The 26,191-nt window shown below is 37.1% G+C and carries 23 protein-coding genes; 3 read left to right on the top strand and 20 right to left on the bottom strand.

What is annotated here, in order from left to right; all coding sequences use genetic code 11:
- Positions 1-32 precede the first annotated feature (32 nt).
- The 14 genes from ptsP to FSZ17_RS05830 all read right to left on the bottom strand — a co-directional run bounded on the left by ptsP (position 33) and on the right by FSZ17_RS05830 (position 14,248).
- The gene (gene ptsP / locus FSZ17_RS05895) at positions 33-1,751 is read right to left on the bottom strand and encodes a phosphoenolpyruvate--protein phosphotransferase (RefSeq protein ID WP_057775263.1); all 1,719 of its coding nucleotides are present in this window, start codon (positions 1,749-1,751) and stop codon (positions 33-35) included.
- Entirely contained in the window at positions 1,745-2,014 is a 270-nt protein-coding gene (locus tag FSZ17_RS05890; RefSeq protein ID WP_057775266.1) for an HPr family phosphocarrier protein, read from the bottom strand. Before FSZ17_RS05890 ends, ptsP begins: the two co-directional genes overlap by 7 nt.
- Positions 2,015-2,419: 405 nt before the next feature.
- Positions 2,420-3,868: an N-acetylglucosamine-specific PTS transporter subunit IIBC gene (nagE, locus tag FSZ17_RS05885; RefSeq protein ID WP_057775268.1), complete on the bottom strand. Its 1,449-nt coding sequence runs from the start codon at positions 3,866-3,868 to the stop codon at positions 2,420-2,422.
- A 66-nt stretch (positions 3,869-3,934) separates the two neighbouring features.
- Positions 3,935-4,750 carry a PRD domain-containing protein gene (locus FSZ17_RS05880; protein WP_057775269.1) on the bottom strand — a complete coding sequence of 272 codons (816 nt, stop codon included), beginning with the start codon at positions 4,748-4,750 and terminating at the stop codon, positions 3,935-3,937.
- A gap of 39 nt (positions 4,751-4,789) precedes the next feature.
- Positions 4,790-5,272, bottom strand: coding sequence for a PTS sugar transporter subunit IIA (locus FSZ17_RS05875; protein ID WP_057775271.1), 483 nt, complete (start codon positions 5,270-5,272; stop codon positions 4,790-4,792).
- Positions 5,273-5,500: 228 nt separating this feature from the next.
- Positions 5,501-6,781, bottom strand: coding sequence for an MFS transporter (locus FSZ17_RS05870; RefSeq protein ID WP_057775273.1), 1,281 nt, complete (start codon positions 6,779-6,781; stop codon positions 5,501-5,503).
- 308 nt (positions 6,782-7,089) lie between these two features.
- Positions 7,090-7,749 (bottom strand): phosphate signaling complex protein PhoU, encoded by a 660-nt coding sequence (gene phoU, locus FSZ17_RS05865; protein ID WP_057775275.1) that lies wholly within the window; start codon positions 7,747-7,749, stop codon positions 7,090-7,092.
- 13 nt (positions 7,750-7,762) lie between these two features.
- Positions 7,763-8,581 (bottom strand): phosphate ABC transporter ATP-binding protein PstB, encoded by an 819-nt coding sequence (gene pstB, locus FSZ17_RS05860; RefSeq protein WP_082625355.1) that lies wholly within the window; start codon positions 8,579-8,581, stop codon positions 7,763-7,765.
- Between the two features lie 26 nt (positions 8,582-8,607).
- Positions 8,608-9,432, bottom strand: a complete 825-nt coding sequence (gene pstA / locus FSZ17_RS05855) for a phosphate ABC transporter permease PstA (protein ID WP_057775277.1) — start codon at positions 9,430-9,432, stop codon at positions 8,608-8,610.
- A gap of 1 nt (position 9,433) precedes the next feature.
- Positions 9,434-10,342 (bottom strand): phosphate ABC transporter permease subunit PstC, encoded by a 909-nt coding sequence (pstC, locus tag FSZ17_RS05850; RefSeq protein ID WP_057775281.1) that lies wholly within the window; start codon positions 10,340-10,342, stop codon positions 9,434-9,436.
- A 45-nt stretch (positions 10,343-10,387) separates the two neighbouring features.
- A complete protein-coding gene (locus FSZ17_RS05845; RefSeq protein ID WP_057775284.1) occupies positions 10,388-11,230 on the bottom strand; it encodes a phosphate ABC transporter substrate-binding protein in 843 nt (280 codons plus the stop codon).
- A gap of 651 nt (positions 11,231-11,881) precedes the next feature.
- The gene (locus tag FSZ17_RS05840; RefSeq protein WP_057775427.1) at positions 11,882-12,319 is read right to left on the bottom strand and encodes a GIY-YIG nuclease family protein; all 438 of its coding nucleotides are present in this window, start codon (positions 12,317-12,319) and stop codon (positions 11,882-11,884) included.
- A gap of 83 nt (positions 12,320-12,402) precedes the next feature.
- Entirely contained in the window at positions 12,403-12,900 is a 498-nt protein-coding gene (locus tag FSZ17_RS05835; protein WP_082625349.1) for a YehS family protein, read from the bottom strand.
- Positions 12,901-13,264: 364 nt separating this feature from the next.
- The gene (locus FSZ17_RS05830; protein ID WP_057775286.1) at positions 13,265-14,248 is read right to left on the bottom strand and encodes a tRNA dihydrouridine synthase; all 984 of its coding nucleotides are present in this window, start codon (positions 14,246-14,248) and stop codon (positions 13,265-13,267) included.
- Between the two features lie 823 nt (positions 14,249-15,071).
- On the opposite strand from FSZ17_RS05830, the gene FSZ17_RS05825 reads away from it, so the two are divergent.
- From FSZ17_RS05825 to FSZ17_RS05815, 3 genes are all read left to right on the top strand, one after another.
- Entirely contained in the window at positions 15,072-15,953 is an 882-nt protein-coding gene (locus FSZ17_RS05825; RefSeq protein ID WP_057775288.1) for a glycoside hydrolase family 16 protein, read from the top strand.
- A gap of 113 nt (positions 15,954-16,066) precedes the next feature.
- Positions 16,067-17,431, top strand: coding sequence for a glycosyltransferase family 2 protein (locus FSZ17_RS05820; RefSeq protein ID WP_057775289.1), 1,365 nt, complete (start codon positions 16,067-16,069; stop codon positions 17,429-17,431).
- Positions 17,432-17,435: 4 nt separating this feature from the next.
- A complete protein-coding gene (locus FSZ17_RS05815; RefSeq protein WP_057775291.1) occupies positions 17,436-18,353 on the top strand; it encodes a polysaccharide deacetylase family protein in 918 nt (305 codons plus the stop codon).
- 493 nt (positions 18,354-18,846) lie between these two features.
- Here the strand turns inward: FSZ17_RS05815 and rlmD are convergent, their stop codons facing one another.
- The 6 genes from rlmD to FSZ17_RS05785 all read right to left on the bottom strand — a co-directional run bounded on the left by rlmD (position 18,847) and on the right by FSZ17_RS05785 (position 26,120).
- Complete coding sequence (gene rlmD, locus FSZ17_RS05810) at positions 18,847-20,232, bottom strand: 23S rRNA (uracil(1939)-C(5))-methyltransferase RlmD (protein ID WP_057775295.1); 1,386 nt, start codon at positions 20,230-20,232, stop codon at positions 18,847-18,849.
- A gap of 19 nt (positions 20,233-20,251) precedes the next feature.
- On the bottom strand, positions 20,252-21,112 hold the full coding sequence (locus FSZ17_RS05805; protein ID WP_057775297.1) for a DNA-3-methyladenine glycosylase family protein: 861 nt from the start codon (positions 21,110-21,112) through the stop codon (positions 20,252-20,254).
- Positions 21,113-21,347: 235 nt separating this feature from the next.
- Entirely contained in the window at positions 21,348-22,937 is a 1,590-nt protein-coding gene (locus FSZ17_RS05800) for a BCCT family transporter (RefSeq protein WP_057775300.1), read from the bottom strand.
- Positions 22,938-23,298: 361 nt separating this feature from the next.
- Positions 23,299-24,087 (bottom strand): delta-lactam-biosynthetic de-N-acetylase, encoded by a 789-nt coding sequence (gene pdaA / locus FSZ17_RS05795; RefSeq protein ID WP_057775431.1) that lies wholly within the window; start codon positions 24,085-24,087, stop codon positions 23,299-23,301.
- 134 nt (positions 24,088-24,221) lie between these two features.
- Positions 24,222-25,769: a fumarate hydratase gene (locus FSZ17_RS05790; protein ID WP_057775302.1), complete on the bottom strand. Its 1,548-nt coding sequence runs from the start codon at positions 25,767-25,769 to the stop codon at positions 24,222-24,224.
- 165 nt (positions 25,770-25,934) lie between these two features.
- Positions 25,935-26,120 (bottom strand): SE1561 family protein, encoded by a 186-nt coding sequence (locus FSZ17_RS05785; protein ID WP_057775304.1) that lies wholly within the window; start codon positions 26,118-26,120, stop codon positions 25,935-25,937.
- Positions 26,121-26,191 lie beyond the last annotated feature (71 nt).

Genomic DNA, 26,191 nt, shown 5'->3' with positions numbered 1-26,191 from the left:
TGAAGAAGCAAGAGACTCTCCTCCTGCTTCTTTTATTTTAAATTTAAAAAATATTTTTTTACATATAGTTCTACTTCTATCGAAGTTTTCAATTGTAAAATATGTTCTAACTGGTCATTAAGTTGGTCTTTATTTAGCTTGGAAATTTGTCCCCTTGTCTTTAATATCGATGCTGAGCTCATCGAAAATTCATCTAACCCTAATGCTAAAAGAATTGGAATCGCCACTTCGTCTCCAGCCATTTCACCACACATCCCTACCCATTTTCCATGATTATGAGCAGCATCAATAACCATTTTAATAAGCCTTAATACAGCAGGATGATAGGGTTGATATAAATATGAAATTTTTTCATTCATGCGATCGGCTGCTAATGTATACTGAATTAAATCATTCGTTCCAATCGATAAGAAATCCGCTTCTTGAGCAAATAAGTCAGCTATGACAGCAGCAGATGGAATTTCAACCATCATTCCAATTTCGATTTGATCATTAACTAATGCCCCGCCATCCAGCAGCTTTTGCTTTTCTTCAAGCAAAATCGCCTTTGCTCTTCTAAATTCATCTAAGGTTGCTATCATAGGGAACATGATCTTCAAATTCCCATACATACTTGCTCTTAATAATGCACGTAATTGGGTGCGGAAAATACTCTGTTGATCTAGGCATAATCGAATGGCACGATAGCCTAAAAACGGATTTATTTCAGCTGGCAGCTTTAAATATGGCAGCTCCTTATCACCGCCAATATCTAATGTACGAACAACAGTGGGCTTCCCATCCATTTTCGAAAGAACGGTTTTATATGCATCAAATTGCTCTTCCTCCGTCGGTAACTCCATTCGATCCATAAATAAAAATTCTGTTCGAAATAAGCCAATTCCATCTCCACCATTAGCAATAATGGCATCTACATCATTGGGGTTACCAATATTACCGGCGATTTCCACAATATGACCATCAGCACTAATGCTTGGAAGTGTTATATACTTTTTAAGTAATTCATTATCTTTCTCAAGCTCCTTTGAGGAAGCTCTATACCGGGCCTGTACATCCTCTGTAGCATTTACAATGACTTTTCCTTTTAGTCCATCAATGATAAGTGGAGATCCATTGGTAATATTCTTCGACGCATTTTTGGTACCAACAATCGCTGGAATTCCCATTGCTCTGGCTAAAATGGCTGAATGTGATGTTCTTCCTCCAATATCAGTAACAAAGCCTCTCACAAATTGCTTATCTAATTGGGCTGTCATGGAGGGAGTTAAATCTTCCGCAACGATAATAACTTCCCTTGATATTCGACTATAATCAGGAAGCTCGACATGTAATAAATGAGCCAATATACGTTTGCAGACATCACGAATATCAGCAGCACGCTCCTTCATATAATCGTTATCCATTGATTCAAACATACATGAATACATTATACAAACTTCATCCAAAGCAGACTCTGCATTCATTTTTTCATTAATCTTCGCTTCTATTGCTGAAAAAATTTCAGGGTCTTCTAGTATTAATAAATGGGCAGAAAAAATCTCTGCCTTCTCTTCTCCAAATTTATACATGGCTGCATCACGAATGGCTATTAGATCCAGTTTTGTTTTGGCCATTGCTTCTTTTAATCTATCTATTTCAGAATCTACATGAGTGATCTTAACCTTATCGAAAGACAAATCTGGCTCTGCTAAACAATACGCAGGTGCTAAAGTGATACCCTTTGAAATAGAAATCCCATTAATCTCTAACATTCTTCACCAAGACCTTGTGAAATAATGACCTCTGTCACCTTACTGATTAACTCTTCCGCATCTGTCCCGTTGGCTGAAATAGTGACAACCGCACCTGCTGGAACAGCTTGTGCCATTACACCCATTATTGATTTTAAATTTACGGATTTATTATTGTAGAGCAATTCAACACTTGCCGTAAAAGGTGAAACGGAGGAAACTAATATTGTAGCTGGTCTCGCATGCAAACCTTCAGCTGTGGTAATTTTAAATGATTTTTCCATTTGTCATGTCCCCAATCGTTTATTTCATTAATTAGTTATTATTAAAATATGGGCTATGTTAAACTTCCCTGTTGAATTCCGCTGCAGGCACTCGCTTTCCGCGGGCGGTCCGGAAGCCTCCTCGTCGCTATCGCTCCTGCGGGGTCTCCCTTTGACTCGCTCTCCCGCAGGACATTGAATAAGCTTCCTAGAATAATCTCCGCACGAAGAAAATGCGTTAGCATTTTCGAGGAGCTCGCGCCTTCCGCTCCAATCAACAACAAAATAGCATTTTCAACACTGAGCTTTAACACAGCCAAAATATAAAAACTGTTTAACTAGTTTTTATTACTGCTAAACAGTTCTTATAAGTTTATAGCAGCCCCAAAATACTACTCTTAAAAACTAAAAATAAAAATTATTTATCTATTTATTACGGATTTTTTTAACTTCATCTGCTACAAATTGGACATTTGTCCCTACGATTACTTGAATGCTTTTTGGTCCGACAATCTTAATCCCATGGACTCCTGTATCTTTAATTTTCTTTTGATCCACATGATCCATATTTTCTACTTCTACACGTAAACGTGTTGCACAATTATCGACTGAAACAACATTAGTGTCCCCGCCTAAAGCATTATAAATCTTCGTTGCCATGTCATAAAACTTATTATTAGAATCATTACCAAGGCCGATATTAATCTCTTCTTCTGTGTCATCTTCTCTGCCAGGTGTTTTTAAATTGAACTTTACAATTAAGAAACGGAATAATACATAATAAATAACTGCAAAGACTAGTCCTTGAACGAGAAGCATTAGAGGCATATTGGCAATCGGTATGCGAAGACTTAAGAAATAATCAATAAATCCTGCACTAAACCCAAAACCAGCAGTCCAATGGAAAGTAGCAGCAATAAATAGAGAAAGACCCGTTAACAAAGCATGAACTAAATAAAGTGCTGGTGCTAAGAACATGAAAGCGAATTCAAGAGGCTCTGTAACACCTGTAAAAAAGGAAGCAAATCCTGCTGCCAACATTAAGGAAGCTGCTTGTTTTTTTCTCTTAGTTTTAGCAGTATGATACATGGCGAGTCCTGCAGCTGGTAATCCAAACATCATAATCGGGAAGAATCCAGCCTGGTACATTCCAGTAACTCCTTTTTCACCTGAACTGCTCCAGAAATTCCCGATATCATTGATTCCAATCGTATCAAACCAAAATACGGCATTAAGTGCATGGTGTAAACCTGTTGGGATTAATAGACGGTTAAAGAACCCATATAATCCTGCTCCTGCAGCACCTAAACTACTTATTCCTTCTCCAAATGAAACTAGTGCCCCATATACGATAGGCCATACATAGAATAATACGGCTGATGCAACTAGCATTGCGACAGCAGACATTATCGGGACGAGCCTCTTCCCGCTAAAAAATGCTAAGAAGTCTGGCAGCTTTACCTGACTAAATCGATTGTACATGATTGAAGCTACAATACCTGATAATAAACCAATAAATGCATTTTTTATTTTCCCAAAGGCTGGATCTACACTTTCAGCATCAACCCCCTGCAATAAGGCAACTGTGTCTGTCGATAACATCGTCGTTACAACTAGGAATGCAACGAGACCACTTAGTGCCGCGGATCCATCCTTTTCCTTAGCCAATCCAAATGCTGCACCAACCGCAAATAAGATAGGAATATTATCAATAATCGAACCGCCTGCTTTAATTAAAAAGGCAGCTAGTGCATTCCCTGCCCCCCATCCATCATGGTCAATCCAATATCCGATCCCCATCAAGATGGCAGCCGCTGGCAGCACAGCAACTGGAAGCATTAGTGAACCTCCAAGTCTTTGCAGATATTTCATCATCTTTTATTCAACTCCTATTCATAGTTTTTGAAAATAATAAAATGATAGCAGTTCCAGTTGAAAGCCTTACTTCCTTAAACGCTCAATATGAAGTGTGATATACCCTAGTTCTTGTTCTGGAAAATCTATTTCGTGAATCCTTCCTAAATCCTCAGCAACCTTCTTTGCACAATTGTATGAGGAAGGAAACTTTCTTTGAATCATGAATAGCATTTCTTCATCCAACCTGTGAAGCTCGTTTTGACTTAATCTTGTTAATGCAAAGCGAAGATGAGTAATAAGCCGCTGATAAGAAATATCGTCTTCTTCAATTGCAATGGCTAAATGTCTCTTAATTGATTGAACCATATCACGGACAATCGCCGTTTGCCTTACCGTCTGATGCAAATCACCTCCTTGGGGTTTCATTGTATGAAGGTGAAGCGCGATAAAAGCAGCTTCATCTTCCGGCATTTCCACTTGGCAAACTTTTCTTATATGTTGAAGCGCCCATAGACCAATTTCAAATTCTTTTTGATAAAGTATTTTAATTTCATTTAATAATTTATTATGGATATAAATGCCTTCTATTGTTCTTTCAATTGCAAATGAAAGATGATCTGTTAGAACAATATGAATATGATCATTTAATTTCGTACCCATACATTCTTCTGCATACGTAATAATTTCTTCTGATATGGTAAAATGCTCTTCAGGTATCCTGCTTAATAATTGTTCAAGCTTTTCATTTTCCCTCATGACAAATATCTTCTCTACTTTTTCAACATTTACAGGATCATTTCGTTTCTTGTTAAAAGCAATTCCAGAACCAATCGCAATTTTCTCACGGACATCGTCAATGACAATGACTGCATTATTATTAAGAATCTTTTTTATTTTGATTGCGAGCCTCCTCCTTTCTTTACCAAATAAGTTCTTATCTTATAAAGGCGAGACAGTCATTAACACTGTTTCACCAGCAAAACCCTGCTTGATATTTTCAAACTGGATGACCCTGTCACTACTATTTGTAATGACAATTGGAGTAATAATACTTTCGGCATGTTCTTTGAGATAGGACCAATCTACCTCTATTAGCAATTGGCCAATTGAAATTGAATCCCCCATTATTACATGTGTATTAAATCCATTGCCTTTTAATGAAACCGTTTCCAATCCAATGTGAATAAGAATTTCCGTTCCATCTTTAGAACGTATTCCTATTGCATGTTTTGTGTCTGGCATCAGAATAACAGTTCCCTCAATAGGAGCATGTATATTACCTTCATCTGGCATAATGGCGACTCCTTCTCCCATCATTTTTTCGCTAAAAACGGGGTCGGGAACCTTATCAAGTGAAAGGACCTCTCCATTAACAGGTGCGAATATTTGTAATTTACGTTTCTTAAATAAATTTGAAAACATTTTTAATAACTCCTTAATATTGAAATTGTTTAGACATAAAAAGGCATGGAGGTAAATGAAAGAACTAGTGGCTCTCCCGGTTTACCGCCATGCCTGATCGTATCAGTAACATGTGATCATTATGAAATCTTAAATATACAATACCAATAAATATAAAATAAATCAATATATATCGTTAAAATTATCTGAATAAATAATCAATTTGGCCAAAAGAGTATTTTGTCGTATTTATTTAAGATTTGTGGAATTTATCATGTGTCCTGCCTCACGACGCTTTTCCCTAATTGAACTCACTCCAATCAAACCAATCACAGAGAAGATTACTGGAGTAATGAAACCGTAGTAATAGCCATCAATTACACTTCCCGAAACAGCCTGAAAATGATCCAACATTTTTCCAAATATACTTGGCAGCAATACGGCACTTAAGAAACCACCCGTGTTCGCAAATCCAGAGACAATGCCAATTTCACGAATAGAAAAAGATTGACGAACGGCAGCAAAAGTTAAGGCATTTGCTCCATAGGCCAGGCCAATAATAAAGAAAAGCATCGTTAACAGGGAAAATGGCGGTTGCCCATTAAAAAAAAGAAAGATGGACCAGCTTAATAAAAGAATTATGTGAACAACAATATATGGCCGTTTAATGGTTTCTAAACGACTAGAAATCCAGCTGCCTAGAGGAGCTCCAATAAACGCCCCAATCAGGCTAAACATCATAAGCTGACTTGCAGCTGAACGTGTCATTCCATACACATTCATCCCGTAAGGCACTCCCCATGAACTGATAAATCCAACATACGTCCCGACAATCCCAAAATGACAAAAAAATAAAGCCCATGCTTGCCGATTCGATAAAATTCTTCGCAGCAAAACCATAGTTTTTTCACGTTGTATTTCCTTTTTAACAACTGCCGATCCGTTAGGAAAGAGTTGTCTTGTTTTTTTACCAAGTACAAAGTAAAGGAGGATGCCACATAAAGATAAAAGCAGCCCCGCTGAAAAGAATGATCCCCCCCAACCAAGATAGTCAATCAAGGTGGAGAAAGGGACGGTTGCTAAAAGGAAACCAAGGCTTCCTGTCATGGCTGCCACACCAATTAATCGTGTAAATTCCTTTGCATTAAACCATTGACTCAAAATTAACACCATATTGACCCAAATGGTCGCATCTCCCAACCCTGTCATAATTCTAGCAAAAAACAAGACAAATTCATGCGTGCCAAGACTATAAATAATTGTACCTAAACCTGTAAGAAAGGCACCGACAATTAGAAAAAAATTAGGCCCAAAACGGTCAGCCAATAACCCCATCGGAATTTGCAATCCAGTGTACACAAAAAATTGAATACTTGTCAGTAACCCAATCGTTGTTGCTGTTACTTGAAAATCAAACATCACTTGGTCGGTAATCAATCCTGGAGCCGTTCGCTGGCTCGACATAAGCACATACGTAAAAAGTACAGAACCAAATACAATCCATCTAAATCCGCTTTTTTGTTTGTCCAATGGTTTCTACTCCTGTTGGCTTTTACTTCTATATATATGGATTTTTTTGTGAGGGTAGAAATCGGTGCTAAAAAGAAATTTTAAAAAAAGGGTCCTGACCCCCAATAAATTTCTGTTTACCTACATGCTCCCATTTCATTCGTCACACCACCAAGTTCTAACAAAAGGCATTGAATGATTTTCCTACACTAATCATTTATAGAAATCTGAGAGTACTCTAAATTAAACAAGGGGAGAAAAACAATCGTTTTCTCTCCCCCTTCATATGATTTTAGTTTCAAGTAAATTTTTCAAAAATTAGATTAACATTATGAATTGAAATCGTACATTTTTCCTTTAATCAAATACGCTGTACTTTCAGCGATATTAGTTATATGGTCTGCTGTTCTTTCTAGATAACGATTTACAAATAATAATTGTACAAGCTGATTTGTTTCTTCTGGATGGTCACTTAGATAATTAGTAAGCCTCTTATATGTGTCAACATGATATTTATCAACTTCATCCTCTAAGCTACTAACCTCTTTAGCAAGAGCAATGCTTTCTTCCATAAAAGATTGTAGTGCTTTTTGTAACATATGAATAGATACTTCTTTCATCTGCTCAAGATGGGTAATATGCAATAAAGAATTTGTTTTACCAATCTTGATTGTTGCTTTAGCCATATTCACCGCAAAATCGGCAATGCGTTCAATTTCAGATGAGATTTTAAGTACACCAATAAGTACACGTAAATCTCTTGCAACAGGCTGTTCTTTTGCCATTAGCCAGATGACAAACTGATTTAATTCCATTTCAAGATCATCAATGTTTGCATCTTCATCTATCACTTTTAATGCGATCTCTACATCTTGCGTTTTTAAGGCATCAAAAGCTTTTTCTAGGGCGACAATGGAGAGTTCTCCCATTTCTGTGATTTTCCCTTTTATTTTCATTAAACTATTTTCAAAGTTCTCACGAATGACCATTTGTTACCTCCAATTATCCAAATCGACCTGTTACATAATCTTCTGTTCTCTTATCACTTGGTATAGAAAAAATCTTATCTGTAGTGTCATATTCGATTACTTCCCCATTTAAGAAAAACGCAGTTTTATCAGAGATTCGTGCAGCTTGTTGCATGTTATGAGTAACGATGACAATCGTATAATCTTTCTTCATATTTGAAATTAATTCTTCTACTTTTAACGTTGATATTGGATCTAGGGCCGAAGTTGGCTCGTCCATTAGAATCACGTCCGGTTTCATCGCAATAGCACGTGCAATACAAACACGTTGTTGCTGACCACCAGACAAACCTAGTGCTGATGTTTTAAGACGATCTTTTACTTCGTCCCAAATCGCTGCACCGCGCAAACTCTCTTCCACAATTTTGTTTAATTCTTTTTTATTTTTAATGCCTTGCATTCTTGGACCATAGGCAACATTGTCAAAAATACTCATAGGGAATAAATTTGGTTTTTGAAATACCATGCCTACTTTTGTACGTAATTTGATTACATCAGTCGTTTTATAAATATTCTCATGATCGATTTCAATATCACCGATAATTTTCACACCATCGATTAAATCATTCATACGATTTAAAGTTCGTAAAAAAGTAGATTTTCCACAGCCTGAAGGGCCAATTAAAGCTGTAACCTCTTTTTCAAGAATATCAAGAGATACTCCGAACAGTGCTTGTTTCTCGCCATAAAATAAATTTAAATCCTTCACACTAATTTTCGTTTTACCTTCCTCTATATGTGAAAAATCCTTCTCTATTTGATTTTGTTTAATCGCTCTCTCATTACGTTCCATTACTGATGTGCTCATAAACATACTCCTTATTTATCTGCTTTGTTTAATTTTTTTGATAAAAATGTTGCTGAAAGATTGATAGCCAAAATAATTACGATGAGAACAATACCAATTGCAGCAGCTAGTTCAATGTCTCCAGACTCTTGTGTTACTAAATAGGAATGAACAGTTAACGTTCTGGCTGATGAAAGGATACTCTCTGGCATAGCAGCTACTGTTCCAGCCGTCAAAAATATAGCAGCTGATTCACCAACAATTCGTCCAACAGAGAGAATGATACCAGATAATATTCCTGGCATCGCACTAGGTAAAATCACCTTATATAATGTTTGTAACTTTGTTGTTCCTAGAGCTAATGAACCTTCACGATACGACCCAGGGACTGTTTTTAATGCTTCTTCTGTTGTTCGGATAATAACAGGTAAAACGATAATCGTTAATGTTAACGAAGCAGCTATGATAGACATCCCTAATTTTAATGTCGTTACAAAGAATACTGCTCCAAACAAACCATAAATAATCGAGGGAATACCGGTTAAGCTTTCTGTTGCAAAGCGTATGATTTTTACTAATCGACCTTGTTTAGCATATTCTTGCAAATAAACGGCCGCTAATATACCGATTGGTGCTGCAATAATTAATGAAATCACGACTGTGTAAATAGTTGTTACAATCATTGGCCAAATACCGCCATCTCCAGTAGGAGAATAATCGCCAAAGATGAAATCGAAGCTAATCAAATTCATTCCTTTATAAAAGATATAGCCAACAATTATTACGAGAACGGCAACGGAAAGAAGAGCTGAAAGCCATAAAAGTCCACGTAACAAGTTATCTTTCAATTGTCTCACCTTAGTTACCGCCCTTCGCACTTATTTTCCCTAATACCAAATTCAAAATTAATATAAATGAGAATAAAACAATTCCAGTTGCAAACAGCATTTCTTGATGAATGCCAGCTGCATAACCCATTTCTAACGCAATATTTGTCGTTAGTGGACGAACACTATCAGTCAGGCTAGTTGGTACGATTAAACTATTGCCAGCCACTAATATAACAGCCATCGTTTCGCCGATTGCCCGGCCCAAACCTAATACGATTGCTGTCATTATCCCTGATTTAGCTGCTGGGACAACTACTTTAAAAATGGTTCCAATCTGTGACACACCAAGAGCTAGTGACCCTTCGCGGTATGTGTTTGGCACAGCACGAATTGATGTCTCTGCTACTGTCACAATGGTTGGTAACATCATGATGGCTAGGACAAGAATAACAGCTAATAAGCTTTGCCCCTTCACTAAGCCTAAAGTATTTTGTAAAAAAGGAACGATGATAGCAAGTCCAAAAACACCATATAAAACCGATGGGATACCAGCTAATAACTGAATCGCAGGTGAAATGATTTTGGCTACTTTTTTCGAGGCTATTTCTGCTAAGAATATAGCTGTAAATAATCCAATAGGAACCCCGATGATTAATGCCCCAATGGTTGCAAAAATTGATGCAACAATCATTGGGAATATGCCGAATTTTTCTTCACTTGGTACCCAATCGGTACCAAAAATAAAGTCCATAAAGCTATAGCCCCCAGCCACAAATGGATGTGAGCCTTTATAAAAAACAAATCCAATGATTAACAATAAAGAGATGACTGAAAGAAGAGCACAAATCAAGAACACTCTTGCTGATACCTTCTCTAAAAAATACTTCCTTTTATTGGCTTTGCCGATTTCTACATTGTGCTTTGTTGGGATAGACACACAGTATTCCTCCAAGATTACTTTTAGAAATTATGTTATTGTTTTTTACTTTACAGGAATTGCTCCTGCCTCTGCTACAATACGCTGGCCATCTGGACTTAAGATAAAATCAATAAATTGTTGGCCAGCCTTCGTTAGATTCCCATCTTTGTATACAAACAAGAATGGTCGTGACAAACTGTATTTTTTTTGCAGGACATTTTCTGCAGTAGCCTCTACGCCATCAATATCGATGGTTGAAATCGAGTCATCAATGTATTCAAAAGAAATAAAGCCAACTGCATGTTTATTGTTCGCAACAGTTGTTTTTATATTTCCGTTACCACTTGCGATAATGGCACTTCTAATTAATTCACCAGAGCTATAGCCTACAATTTCTTGGAACGCATCACGAGAACCTGATCCATCCTCACGAGAGACAACGACAATTTCCATGTCATCCCCACCCAGTTCACTCCAATTCGTGACTTCACCAGTAAAAATCTGTTTTACTTGCTCCATCGTAAGATTCTTTACTTTGTTACTTGGATGAGTCACTACAACAATTCCGTCATAAGCAATTACGACTTCATTCAACCCATTCGCTTTCTCTTCTTCTTTCAAATCCCGAGAAGACATACCGATTTCCGACACACCATTGATTGCGTTTGTAATACCGGCAGAAGAACCAATCTGATTTATTTCAATATTCGCATTATCTTTCTCTTTATATTTCATAGCTAATTTTTCAGCAAGCGGCCCAACAGACGTAGATCCTGAAATAGCTATTGTAGAACCACTGCCATTTGACGCTTGTGTATCCGTATCACTATTACTTGTACATGCTGATAATACTACTAGTAAAGATAGCAACAATAATCCCATTTTTACTTTTTTAAAAATAATCATTTATTTCCTCCAAGATCATTGGTTAGCGACGATTTTGTCGTATATTGTCTAATAGTAGATTAAATGTGTAATGTAAATTCTCTACACGGACTTTGTAAAGGTTTTGTAAATTTAATTAAAAACAAGATGTATCGTGTAAATTTTTGTTAAAAGAAGGAAATGTAGAATTTGAGGATGATCTGTACATAGTGGGTTTATATTTATTTCACAATGACTCCAATTTGTTTAGAAAAAGTATACTTCGTACATCAAGGCTTACGGGAAAAATCCGCCGGCAATTTTATTTATACACAGAAAAAGCCCGATCATTCAACTTTGAATCATCGGACTTTATTCTTACACATTGTTAAGTTCAAACGTCACAACCGCTTCCACTTGGCTTGGATGGTGATCGCAGATAGAATGATGTAGAGATGTTTACCCTAGTAACATTTATTACAAATTTAAATACTTTCATTTCAATACAATTTTACCATTATCAAAATATACATACTTATAGGATTATTTATAAAAATGTCCATACAGCTTTTGACAGATATATTCACCAATATCCCCCAGATATCTATCAGATCTGATAATCTCACTGTCCCTTAGCATTTTAATTGCATCGAAAAAGTTTACTAACTCTTTTTCTATCAAAATACTTATCCCCTATACCCAATCTAATTCCTTTGCTGTAACCTTTTTATCTAATAGACCTCTTCTTCCGAAATTAATAATTTCCAAATCAACTCTACCCCGATAATAGCATGTAGATGTCGTGTTTTCTTTCGGTAAATGCCACAATATCAATAACGATTCAACATCAGCTAATTTCTTAGCTGAATATCTTCCGCCATCAGGAAATTCTAATAACCCTAATCTAATCTTAATTTTCCCTTTTACATTCCATAACCAATCTTTATTATGTTCACTTATCCTTTGCCAAAAGTTCCTGCTAGTTTTTCCTATATAAAGTAAAGTTTCCTTTTCACCGTATACTCTATAAATTGCATAGATTCCTGAATGTAAAGCTATATCCTTAGTGTAAAAATGATCAAGGCTATATGCTCCAAACCATCTTATATGTACAGCTGTCACTATCTTCACCATACTTTTTTAGTAAATAAAACGTATTTGTCTAATTCTCTTTTATATTTACGTTGTAAAACACCTAAATAATTCTTATTGCATTATCCCCTGTATTTGACAGCTAACCCTTTTAAGAAATTCCTGGCATATTTATCTCCGCACTCTTTATAATTCTTATGCCCTTCTTTTCTTAATAAAGCCCCGAGTTCTCCTTTTGAAACCGTAATTCCTGCTTTTTCGAATATATCCAGCATATCTTCAGTAGTTAATGCCAATGCTATTTTTACTTTCTTTAACAGGAGATTATTAACGTTTGCACTTTTCTTTATGGACGGTTCTGGGGTATCGGACTGTGTTGGTTTTGGATCTTGTTTTCCTCGTTTAAAAATAATAAAACCATTTAAAAATGAATCTAACATACTGTTATTACATTTTATTTGATCGTCACTTTCATCATCATACTCGTCTGATTTGGTGAGAATCTTTATGACTTCTGGTACTGTTACATCCACACCGCCAAGTTTAAATATCTCTGCCATTTCTTTATTTTTAATCTCCATTGCATATCTCAATCGAATTAATATATCGTTATTATCCACAATGAACCTCCTATATGTAAAATTAGTTACAGACCTCTTAAACGACAGGCATTATTTTTTCGATCTCCGCACCTTTCCTCGACTGTGTTGTAGTAATTAAGTAATAGTGATAGTCATGTAGTTAGAGTCTCCATGCTTATACATTTATAACCTATATACTCAAACCAGTCAAAAAAGCTTATTTTTGCTGCTTGGACTATAGATGCATATAATCCTAATTCAGTCCCAACAATGCCACTTGATAAAACGAATACTACTTCGTCGTAAATACCATATCAAAAAAGTAAATAGGCAACTCCCTCAAAGGGTTTGTTGCCTTCGTTACAGCTTCAACATGGGTTTATTAGTAATCACATATCTCCCATCAACATTCTTTTTCAAAGTTATCAAGTAATGCACGCACTTCATCTGTTGATTTCGTGTTCATCAATTGATTTCTTAATTCAGCAGCTCCAGGGAATCCTTTGACATAAATTTTGAAAAAACGATGAAGCCCTGTGATGGAACGTGGTAGTACTTCCGCATATTGATCTTGAAGATCAAGCTGCAGTCTTAAAAGATCAAGGTATTCTTTACTGCTATGTTCTTTTGGTTCTTTTTCAAAAGCAAAAGGATTTTTGAAAATACCTCGCCCGATCATAACGCCATCAATACCATATTGTTCAGCAAGCTGCAGCCCAGTTTGACGGTCAGGAATGTCTCCATTGATTGTTATCAGCGTATTTGGTGCAATACGGTCACGTAATTTTTTGATTTCCGGAATTAGCTCCCAATGCGCATCTACTTGGCTCATTTCCTCTCTTGTACGTAAATGAATAGAAAGGTTCGCAATATCCTGTTTTAAAATATGTGTTAGCCACTCCTCCCACTCATTTACCTTCTTAAAGCCAAGTCGTGTTTTCACGCTGACAGGCAGTCCGCCCTCTTTTGCTGCTTGAATAAGTTCTGCCGCAACGTCTGGACGTAGAATAAGGCCACTCCCCTTCCCTCTCGATGCCACATTTGGAACCGGGCAGCCCATATTAATATCAATGCCTTTAAATCCTAGCTCTGCCATGCCAATACTCATTTGACGGAAATATTCGGGATTATCCCCCCAAATATGTGCCACCAATGGTTGTTCATCTTCTGTAAAAACTAAACGGCCACGCACACTTTTCATACCCTCTGGATGACAATAGCTATCCGAGTTTGTAAACTCTGTGAAAAATACATCCGGTCGACCGGCTTCACTTACTACGTGACGAAAAACAACATCTGTCACATCTTCCATTGGTGCAAGTACAAAAAATGGTCGTGGTAAATCACGCCAAAAATTATCTATCATTTCAAACTCAAATCCTCTCACTATGGATACACCTTCAAACTCTCGGTCAAAAAATATAAAGTGAAACTATAATCAGTGGGGGTTTTTCGACGCACAGGACGTGCTAGTGCCGACGTTGCCACATGACGTGGCGTTCTTAGTCGGCTTTCATCCCCCACCTAACTTCTTTGCTTTCGCTGAATTTTGAGGTGGGAGTATTACTGCCCGTTAATGCGGGTTAAAGCCAAATGTTCCACTTCTTTTACACTTATATCATGCTTAATAACTTATTATCAAACACAAGTACATTTGGGCATTTATAATTTATGAAAAAACTATTGTGAAAATCGGCAATGTTTATTTTAACGAAAATCGGTCCTGAATGGTATTTTTATAAACAAAAAAGCAGATGGTATAGATTTTTTCTATATCAACTGCTTTTCTATTATACCAGCTCCAACCACGCGACCGCTTCACAATGTGGTGAATGTTGAGGGTGGTGCAAAAATTTAAAAGATGTAGTAGAACACCCTTTATTATAGAGTTAGTTAAATAATCCTTCTAAATCCACGTTCAATCCTAATTTTTGATTTAAATTTGTTATAGCAATCACAAAGCCAAAAACACGGGGACGGTTCTCATGTTTCTGGGCGAAAATGTATTGCATATATCATACTTGCGGCTATATAAGATTAAACCAATAGGGAAACGCAGGAACAGTCCCTATGCCCTCATCGTTCTATATAAAAAATAAATTGTTCTTAAAAAGGGTTAAAATAAATGGATGAATGTATTATAATGACAATATGTTATTTATAAAGAACAAATCTGTTCTATAATAAGAAAAGGGGGGGATTCGAAAACAATGGGAAAATGGGTTAACTTCCTTTTTCTTTTCATATTAGCTGCTGGATTTTGGGTAAGTCTATATTTTATATATTTTGATGATAAAAAAGGAGAAGTAGAGAGTCCGGATTCGTTAAAGGGAATACACGACAATACTGAGATTCATGTAGATGAAAGTGAAGCTGAAACTGGCGAATCGGAGGTAGAAGAAATGGTGAGCCATAATGGGTGGGAGCTTGTTTGGGAAGAAGATTTCGAAGGCTTTCATTTGGATCAAAGCAAGTGGAATATTGAAGAATGGGCAGCAGAAAAGAATAATGAATTGCAATTTTACTCGCATCAAAATCTAAATGTTGAAAAGGGCTTTTTAAATATCATTAGTAAAGAGGAAGAGAAAGGTGATAGAAAGTATACATCTGGGGCAATCCATTCCAAGGATAAATTTAGTTTTTTATATGGAAAAGTTGAAATGAGGGCCAAACTTCCATCAGGCCAAGGGGTTTTTCCAGCTTTCTGGATGATGCCGAACGCGGATCATATTTGGCTGCCAGAAATAGATATTATGGAGATGCTAGGGCATAAACCAGAGGAAATTTGGATGGTGATGCATTGGCAAGGGGAGGATCGTTCTTTAAAAAGTCTTTCCAGTAACTATATAGGTGAGGATTATTCCAATGGGTTTCACGTTTTTGGAATTGAATGGACTCCAAAAGAGATTATATGGATTATTGATGGAGTTGAACGGTTTAGAGTTGATCATCATATTCCTCAAGAGGAAATGTATTTATACTTAAATACAGCAGTTGGTGGGGATTGGCCGGGAAGTCCCGATCACACAACCCAATTTCCAGTTCTTTTTCAAGTTGATTATGTCAAGGTTTATCAGCAAACTGGGGGATAGTTCGTTATTTTTTTTACCCAAACTGTTCTTAATAAAGAATATTTTTCTTGTTTGTTATTTAGTATAAAGAACAATCCATCAAACTATTCATAGTGGTCCGAGGAGGATGAAAAGTGATCTTAATAATGACAATCGTTCTTTTTTGTATTTTTGGCCTTTTTCACACTATATATATGTTTATTCCTTTATATACAAGCAGACCTCAAAAACAGAATGATCCAAGCAAAGAAACAGGAATTTGCATACTTATTCCTGCTTACAATGAGAGCCTTGTTATAAAAAATTGTCTTATGGGAATCCAAAATGTGAATTACACAAATCTTGAAGTTTTTTTCATAAATGACGGTTCGATTGACAATACATTAAAGATATTAGACGACTTGCTTACGCTTAAAAAAACTTTCAGAGGGAAATTAGGGCGATTAAATCACGAAAGGGTGAACGATCTGTATCGCTCTCAAAGATTTCCTAATATCTTTGTGATTGATAAAGAAAATGGGGGGAAAGCAGATGCATTAAACACAGGTATCGAATTTGCGGAAAAGGAAATTATTATTACTTTGGACGCTGACAGCGTATTAGAACCAAACGCGTTAAAAGAGATGAACAAAGCCTTCTCCAATAACAAAGTCGTCGCTGCCGGCGGGTTGGTGAACATTGTTCAAGGATATAAAAATGAAAGGAATGCCTTCACACCGTCTTTTAAAATTTCCGGACTTATTCGTTTTCAAGTTGTTCAATACATGACATCCTTTTATTTGCATAAAGCAACTCAAGCTAAATTACAGTCCATGACTGTTATCGCCGGTGCGTTTGGGGCTTTTCGCAAAAGCATTTTGCTTGAGGCTAAAGGTTATAGAAAAACGGTTGGTGAAGATATGGATATTACATTAAGAATTCAAGAATTGATTGGAACGAAAATGAAAGGTAAACGGATTGCTTTTGTCCCAGAAGCTGTTTGTTATACAGAATGTCCAGAAAGCTTCAAAAATTTATTTAAGCAGCGCATACGATGGCAAAAGGCATTTGTGGATTGCGTTATTACGTATCGAAAATCCTTTTATCGAAAAATGAACTTTACAGCATCAACTTATCTTTTATTCGATTCTCTTTTACTAGGAACTTTAAGTGCGTATTCAACACTTCTTGTCCCTGTTGTTGTCCTCATAACGATGAGTCATTTAAAATTAGCATTTCTTCTTTTAACCATTTCAATCTCACTAGCGATTTTGCAAAATATTGCTACTCTAATCGTTTCTAGTAGATATGGCCACCAATATGAAATAAAAGATTTTGTTTCACTTTTATTTTTTATCCCATTTGAGGTTATGTTTTATCGTGTAACAGGCCTGCTCTTTGTATCCATTGGCACAATTATCTATTTTTTTGATAAGGAAGGGTGGAGTCGATCTGAACGGATTGGAAAGCAGATCGTATTTCATAAAGAAGGAAATGTGACTAAAAATATTGGAGGTTAAATGAATGAAAAAATATGTTGTATCCAATGTTATTTTTACAACCCTTTTTTTGATGATTATTTTGCCTCTTTGTTATTTACTTTATGACTATATTATCCATTATGGAGCTATTCCTGCTGCCGCCAAAGGACCATTAAATGTATCAAATGTCCCATACAATACTGTGAATAAAGATTTTACGGGAATGGAGGAATATGCTAGTAAGGTTGTCGTGCTCATGTATCATCAAGTGATTCCAAAGGAAAAATTGGAAAAGCACCATTTCCAAGATAATGGAGAGTTAGAGGAGACGATTATCACTCTTGAAAACTTTCAATCCCAGATGGACTACTTAAAGGAGAATCATTATACGGTATTATCGTTAAAGGAATTCGAACTTTTTATGACTGGAGAGAAAAGGGTACCCGCTAAAAGTGTCTTACTTACCTTTGATGACGGCTTTAAAAATGTTTTTGAATTTGCCTATCCTGTATTAAAAGACCATGGTTTTCAAGCAGTACATTTTTTGATAACTGGCTTAATTACAAAGGAAGACGTCCATTATAAACCAGCTCTCCATCAATATGCCAGTATTGATGAGGTGAGAAAAAGTTCGGATGTATTTGATTACGGAAACCACACGAACATGTTCCATCAAAAAAATAAAAATGGTATGTCCTTCGTGACGGCCTACGATAAAGCAGAAGTCAAGGAGGATTTGGTTCGGGCAAATGAATGGCTTGGACAATCCATAACATTTGCTGCTCCATATGGAGAATATAATGAAGAAACGTTGGAAATTTTGCAGGAACTAAATACAAAAATGGCTTTTACCGTTAACCCTGGTTATGCTGAGCCATTTGGGCGATCATTGGAAATCCCAAGGTGGCAAGTATTCCCCAAATTATCATTGGATGATTTTAAAGATATTTTAGGTGAGTGAAAGGAAATTCCCTGAAAAGTCCCTGTCGCTCATCGAATTTTGTCGAAAGATCAGCTGACAAATAGTTAGGGAAAGCTCTGTGGAGATTACATCTCTGCAGGGCTTTCATTTTGTTTTTGGGAATATTGCTGTTAAATAAAGCATTGCTACAATCTAAACAAGTTCAGAAACAAATATACATGAAGCGAAAAGCCCTGCAAAAATTCATTAGCGAGAACATTTTAAAAGAGGATTATAAAAACCTCGTTAGTTTGGTACAAGATAAACTACTACAATTAGAAGTTGAAAAGCAAAAAACAAAAAAAATAATGGCAGAAAGTCACTCAACAAGTAAACTAACTACCATCAAAAAACATTTAGAATGAGTTTTTGTAATTTGATACTTTAACCCTAGAAATGCTATTGCGTAACTATGATAAGATTGAAGTGAACGAAAGCAAAGTTGTTAAAATATATAACAAATTCGCAAAGGTTGGGGGGGCAATAATCTCACTCAATCATTTTTTAAAACTATCTGTGAAATACACTCAACATGACTCGTCTGTGGAAACATATCCACCGGCTGAATCATATCAACCTTATAGCTAGCACTCAAAACCTCAATATCCTTAGCCAAAGTCGATGGATTACATGACACATAAACAACCTTCTTAGGCTTCACTTTCAAAATCGTTTTTATTAGTTGCTCATCAAGCCCCGTTCTAGGCGGATCCACAATGATCACATCAGGCTTCCATCCCTCTTTCACCCATTTCGGCAGCAATACCTCTGCTTTTCCAGTGACGTACTCAGCATGCTTAATACCATGTCGTGCAGCATTTTTCTTCGCATCCTCAATCGATTCAGGAATAATATCCATTCCACGGATATCAGCCGCTTGGTCAGAGACCCATAAGCCGATTGTGCCAACGCCGCAATAGGCATCCACTACTTTTTCTTTTCCCGTTAGGCCTGCCGCCTTCTTTACTTCATTATATAGTTTGACGGTTTGCACAGGGTTAAGCTGGAAGAATGTTCGAGCAGACAGTTCGAATGAAAGATCGCCTAGCGTCTCCTGGATAAAATCCTTTCCTTCAAGATTGATTGTTTCTTCTCCAAAAATTAAGGACGTTTTTTGCCCATTAATGTTTTGAATGATGGATTTTACTTCGGGCAGGCGTTTTTTGATTTCTTGAACAATCAATTGTTTTTTAGGCAGTTCTCTTTTCGTTGTGATGAGAACAATTTGCAATTCTCCTGTTTGGATGCCGACTCTTGTAACAATTGTTCTTACGAGTCCCTTTCTTGTTCTTTCATTATAGATTGGGATTTGTAAGTCTTGGAGAATTCGTTTCACCTTGCCAGTCGCTTTGCTTGTTTTCGGATGCTGAACAGCACATTGATCAATGTTGATAAGCTTATGGGAGTTCATTCCGTAAAGCCCAGCTAGAACCTTGCCATCTCTAGAGCCTACTTGGAATTGACTTTTGTTTCGGTAATTCCATGGATCTTCCATTCCAATAGTCTCTTTAATTTCAATCTGATCAAGACTCAGTTTTGTATGTCTTTCTAATGCCTGGATGACAATGTCACGTTTTTCTTTTAGCTGCTGGCTATATTGTAGATGCTGTAGCTGGCATCCTCCGCATTCCTCATATACAGGACAAAGCGGCTGTACACGATGCTCTGATTTCTTGCGGATTTTCTTAATTTTTGCTTCTGCAAACTTCGGATGGACTTTCAAAGCTTCTACCACAACTTCTTCTCCTGGTAAGGCACCTGGTACAAAGACAACCTGCTTTTTAAAATAGCCTACGCCTTCACCATTGATTCCGAGGCGTTTGATTGTTAGTGGAAAAGTTTGGTTTAGTTTTATTTTTACGGACTGTTCTTGTTTCATGATGATTATTCACTCCAGATTATTCGATGCTCCTCCATAAATAAAGGGAAGCATAGCTTAAGTAAGGTTCCCACCCTTTCGAGAATGTCTCCATTTCTTCTAAGGTTGGTTTTGCTTCTAATTGGTAAAGCTTTTTCAATGCATTTTGAATTCCAATGTCGGCAATTGGAAAAAGATTCAATCTGCCAAGCCCAAACATGAGGAAATTTTGGACGGTCCATGGACCTACCCCTCGAAGCTTGATCATTTGCTTAAAAATATCTTCATCAGACTTGTTTTTCATTTCTTCAAAGTTTAAGTTTCCATTTACGATTTCATTGGCAATGCCTATTACATATTCCGCTTTACGCCCGCTAAATTGCAGCTCCCGAAGATCTTCCACTTTAAGAGTAGCCACTTTTTCTGGCAGCGGATAGAACCACACGCCATCTTTTTCAAACCCAAATGTTTTAACAAACCGTTCTGTTAATGTATGGGCAAAAGCTAAATTCAGCTGCTGGTGGATAATACATTTTACTAAACAACTGTATGGAGAAAAATCTAATACGATGGGCGTTCCATAGTGCGTGTTGAATATTTCCTTGAGATCGGTATTTTTGAAATGCTCAGCGATGCTTTCAAGCGGGACATGCCATTGGAAAATTTCCGCGAGTCTCTGATCGGCTTTTTCTTTCCATCTTCCTACTGTTCCTTCGATCACAAATTCAGGTGCAAGAGTCGTTCCTGTTGCTTTCACCTCGGCTACTACCGGCTCGTTTTCAAATAACAACGGCACTTTTACCGATCGATTTTCCAGATTGACATGATTAAGAGGGTCTATGGATAGCCTGTCCAATACTAGATCAAAATTATATGGTCCTTTTATTTGTATTGTCTCCAAGAATGATCCGTCCTTTAACCATTTTTCCGTAATTATAGCATTATTTCATGAAAAATCTTTAATTAAGTTTTAATTAAAAGGTAATATGAGAAAATAAAAAACGTAAACGGTTGTCACTCTACTTTTCCCAAATCCTTAGCAGTAGGGTATCTCATTACCCTAATACGAAAAAACAATCTCGGTTACAACCGAGCAGTAATGTATTTAATCTTATTACCATTACTGCTCAAACATGCTATGATTCATTCTTAGAATCATCCACCAATATAACCTTTGCTGATTCAGGAAACGTTGCAACATCGTATTTTTCCTGCTGTGTAATAAGCTTTAATGTTGTATAAGCCAATAAGAGCATGAAAAACAAAATCGGAAAGCCTGCTATCGTTGCAATTTGCTTTGTAGCATCGATCCCGCTAATCTTTCCGCTGGCAGACAATAGATTGATAATAGCCATTGAAGACATAATGATTCCCCAATAGATTTTTACTCTGCCTGGAGCTTCAGAAACTCTGCCTCCTGAAGTTTTTACTGTTAAAGAAGAAATAGTAGTTGTCATCGAGTCAGCCATCGTAACAATTGATATATATACAGTAATGATAAAAACAAGGCTCGTTATTGTCGCTAAAGGGTAATGTTCCAAAAAGGAAAAAACGGATACTTCCATCCCATGTTTTTCAATGGATTCCCAAATACCTGCCCCATTTAATTGAAGATTAATAGCTGAACCACCAAAAATAGAAAACCATATTAGACCAAATATAGCTGGTACCCCAACGTTCATAATCATAAACTGTTTAATGGTTCGTCCTTTTGAAATTCTTGCTAAAAACATTCCCATTAATGGTGCATATGCCAACCATATGGCCCAGTAATAGATTGGCCACCATCTTGGCCATTCTGAACCATCTATTGGGCTCAAATACAGAGATCTAATGAAGAAGTCTTGAATGTAATGGCCAAATGACTGTGTTCCAAGTGATAAAATAAATGACATTGGTCCAAAAATAAACACAAAGATTGCTAAAACAATAAATATTTTCGTGTTTTTGTCAGCAAGCCAACGAATCCCTCTATTAATCCCGGTATAACTCGAAATGATATACGTAGCCACAATAATACTAACAATAATAATCCATGTCACTTTACCATTAGGGATACCGGTAATGATGTTTAAGCCTGTTGCAATTTGCATTGTTCCTACACCGAGTACAGCAGCTATACCACCGACTATAGCAAATAAACATAAATTATCGACTATGGCTCCCACGGAACCGTTAATTCTCTTTCCAAACACTGGATATAGTACAGAACTAACCTGGTAAGGAAGTTTTGCATTATATACAGCAAACGCGATCCCGACTCCTGCCAATCCGTACATCGCATAGGGAGAAAACGTCCAATGAATGAATGTTTGAGACAATGAGAACATTGCCGCCTCTTCACTTCCTGCCACTATTCCTAGTTCTATAGGAGGGTTCATAAAATGGGTGATAGGCTCTGCAATGCCCCAAAATAAGATCCCCGTTGCAATACCTGCAGTTAATGAAATCGTAAGCCAATTCCATGTTGACAATTCGGGCTTCGCATCAGGACCACCGATCCTAATTTTTCCATATTTTGAGGCCATTAAATAAATACAAATACCTAAAAATAACACACTTGATAGCTGAAATAACCATCCAAAGTTTTGGAAAGCAAACTGAACGATTGCATTTTCAATATTATAAAAAGATTCAGGCGCAACTACCCCGATAATGATTGCTAATAAAAGAATAACGGACATCGGTATAAAAACAGATAATCTTATATTTGTGAATAACTTCATAATAGCCCCCTTTTTTTGTAGCCATATAAATATTTATGTACAAATTTCTGTATCATTCAAATTTGATTATTAATTTACAAAAAGAAACCCGAAGTTCCTAAGAATTTCGGGTTTCTTTTGCATATTCAGAAAGAGAATTTTCCTTATATCGGTCACTTCTTCAATTATATCCGTCACTTTTTCAACTATATCGGTCAGTTTCCCTGAAATATCGGCCACTACCCAATTACATAAAACTTTTCTTCTACGATCATTCGATTATATCCGCGACTTTTGAGCATATATCCGCCAGATTTTTATTATATCCGCCACTTCTGTCGTTATATCCGCGACTTTCCAGATATATCCGCCAGTTCCCACTTTAGTAAAGCATTCGATCCTCAAAAGCCTCACTCATCATTAAATCATCCAAACTTTTAAAACTATATCCCCTCTTTTTCAAATCCTGGATGGCTTTTTCAAGGGCATCGGCATTGTCCTTCGAAATGCTATGTATCAATAAGATAGCACCTGGGTGGATTTGCTTCATAATATTATCATAGGCATATTGCCAGCCCTTTTGCCGGTCAACATCCCAATCCCTATAAGCTAATGACCAGAATACATGAATATAGCCTGCTTGTTTGGCCACTTCGATTGTCCTTTCGCTAAAAATGCCACGAGGTGGGCGCAAATATGCCATATGCTTAATCCCGGTTAGCTTTTCTGTTCCCTCTCGAACCATTTCTAATTCCTCAGCAATCCTCTCATTGCTAATCTTTGTCATATCGGGATGGTGCCAGGAATGATTTCCAATAATATGACCTTCCGCAGCCATTCGTTTGACGAGATCAGGGGCACTTTTTAAGTAATGGCCAGTAATAAAAAAGGCGGCAGGCACTTTTTCCTTTTTTAAAACGTCCAAAATTTTTGGCGTATACCCATTTTCATATCCATTATCAAAGGTTAAATAAATATCTTTTTTGCTTGGGTCACCTTTGTAATACGCTCCGAGTCTGTTAAGCATATCATCTAGCGGTTTTCCTGCATCTGCTGGCTGTTCGTTTGATCCCCTTTTAAACCCCCAATGAAGTGGAGAATTTGCGTAATCTGCATAAACAGTTGAAGAAAAAAATACAATAATGACACTCAGGATGACCAGATGCTTCATAACTTTCATCTGCGCTCCTCCTCTATTTTTTTCTTATTGTTTGTGCCGCTTAAACAAAACATTCACTGCATCCAATACCAAAAAACGCCATCAAAAAAGCTCCAGCCATATTAATGACTAGAGCTACCATTTCATTAAAACACACGCTCTTTAAACTGAGCTAACTTCTCTAAAGATGATTTATCCACATCAGCATGTAAGCTGTTTCCGTGAGAATCCATTGTAACAACTGCAGTAAAGCCTTCTACCTTCAAGTGCCACATCGCTTCTGGAATACCGAATTCCATTAAGTCAACGCCTTCAACGCCCTTAATACAATCTGCATAATATTGAGCCGCTCCACCGATTGCATTTAGGTACACACCGCCATGATCTTTGAGAGCTGCTAATGTTTTTGGTCCCATTCCGCCTTTTCCGATCACTGCGCGAATGCCAAATTTTTTCATGATATCGCCTTGGTATGGCTCCTCGCGAATACTTGTCGTTGGACCAGCAGCCTTTACATGCCATTTCCCTTCAGCGTCCTTTAGCATAACAGGACCACAGTGGTAAATAACTTGTCCATTTAAATCAACTGGTGCATCATGTGACATTAAGTGATGGTGAATTGCGTCACGGCCAGTGTACATTCTTCCGTTAATTTGAACAACGTCGCCAACCTTTAAGCTGCGAATTTGTTCTTCAGTAATTGGAGCTTGTAAAGTAATAACCTCCGCATTTGTTTCAGCAGCTGCAGCTGTCTCTTTTTCTGCTTCAGTCGCAACGAAGTCGATGTTTTCTCCTTCTTGGTACATCCATTCGTTGATTTCACCTGTTTCAGGATTAACCGCAACCCCTAGACGACGGAATGCCCAGCAGTTGTAAGCTACTGATACGAAGAAGCTAGCAGGAATACGGTTCATAACACCAATTTTACAGCCTAAAAGAGTTGTTTCTCCGCCAAAGCCCATCGTACCAATACCAAGCTTGTTGGCATTCTCCAAGACATATTCTTCAACCTTGCGAAGATCCTCATTTGGATTCACATCGTCGTTTGAACGGAATAACTGTTCTTTTGCAAGGTCATAGCCTGAAGAACGGTCCCCGCCGATGCCAACACCGATAAAGCCAGCGCTGCAGCCTTGTCCTTGAGCTTGATATACGGAGTGCATGATACATTTACGGATCCCATCAAGATCACGTCCGGCACGTCCTAATCCTTCAAGCTCGCATGGCAGGCTATATTGGATATTTTTATTTTCACAGCCGCCGCCTTTTAAAATTAAACGCGCATCAATATAGTCTTTTTCCCATTGATCAAATTTAATAACTGGAAGCCCTAAACCTAGATTGTCCCCGCTATTATCCCCAGTAAGCGAGTCAACTGAATTCGGACGAAGCTTACCATCCTTTGTTGCTTGTGCAATCGCATTCTTGATTGCTTCTTTCATAACAAGCTGGTTTGCTCCAACTGGAGTCTTAATTTTGAAGGTTGGAAGACCAGTATCCTGGCAAATCGGTGATACATTATCATCAGCCATTTTAATATTATTCGTGATTGTAGCTAAGCTCATCGCTGATCTAGTTCCAGCGCTTTCTCTTTCCTTTGCTGCCTTAATCGCACGGCGTACATCTCTTGGAAGCTTTGTTGATGTTTCAACAATCAGTTGATACATGCTTTCTTGAAACTTTTCGATATTCATCCTCGTTCCCCTTCCCCTTTGCTTCGTGTTTATATCTATTTCTTTATGAAAATTATAATAATTACCGTCCTTATTATACTCCTAACATAATGTTAATGAAAGACAAAGCTTCCAGTCCGGCGCGGGAAAAGAAGCCCAAAATAAAAAGAGCCCATTTTCAGGCTCTTACATATCGCGATGATTAAATTCACGGCATTTTGATTCGATATCATCAATCATCTCAATTAGACGATCGATATCATCAATATCAGTCTCTTCTGGCTCAATTGCCTCAAGAACATCAAGAAACATATTTAAACGCTGCTTTAAAAATTGAACTTGGTTGCTTTTATCTTGTATAGGACTTCCCAAAAAGCCTCTCTCCTTTCACTACGTTACCATCCTACCGAAAATTTCGGCTTTATGCAATTCCATTTCGCTTT

This window comes from Cytobacillus dafuensis, from assembly GCF_007995155.1.
Classification (GTDB): domain Bacteria; phylum Bacillota; class Bacilli; order Bacillales; family Cytobacillaceae; genus Cytobacillus; species Cytobacillus dafuensis.
This window is presented reverse-complemented; position numbering and strand designations above follow the sequence as displayed.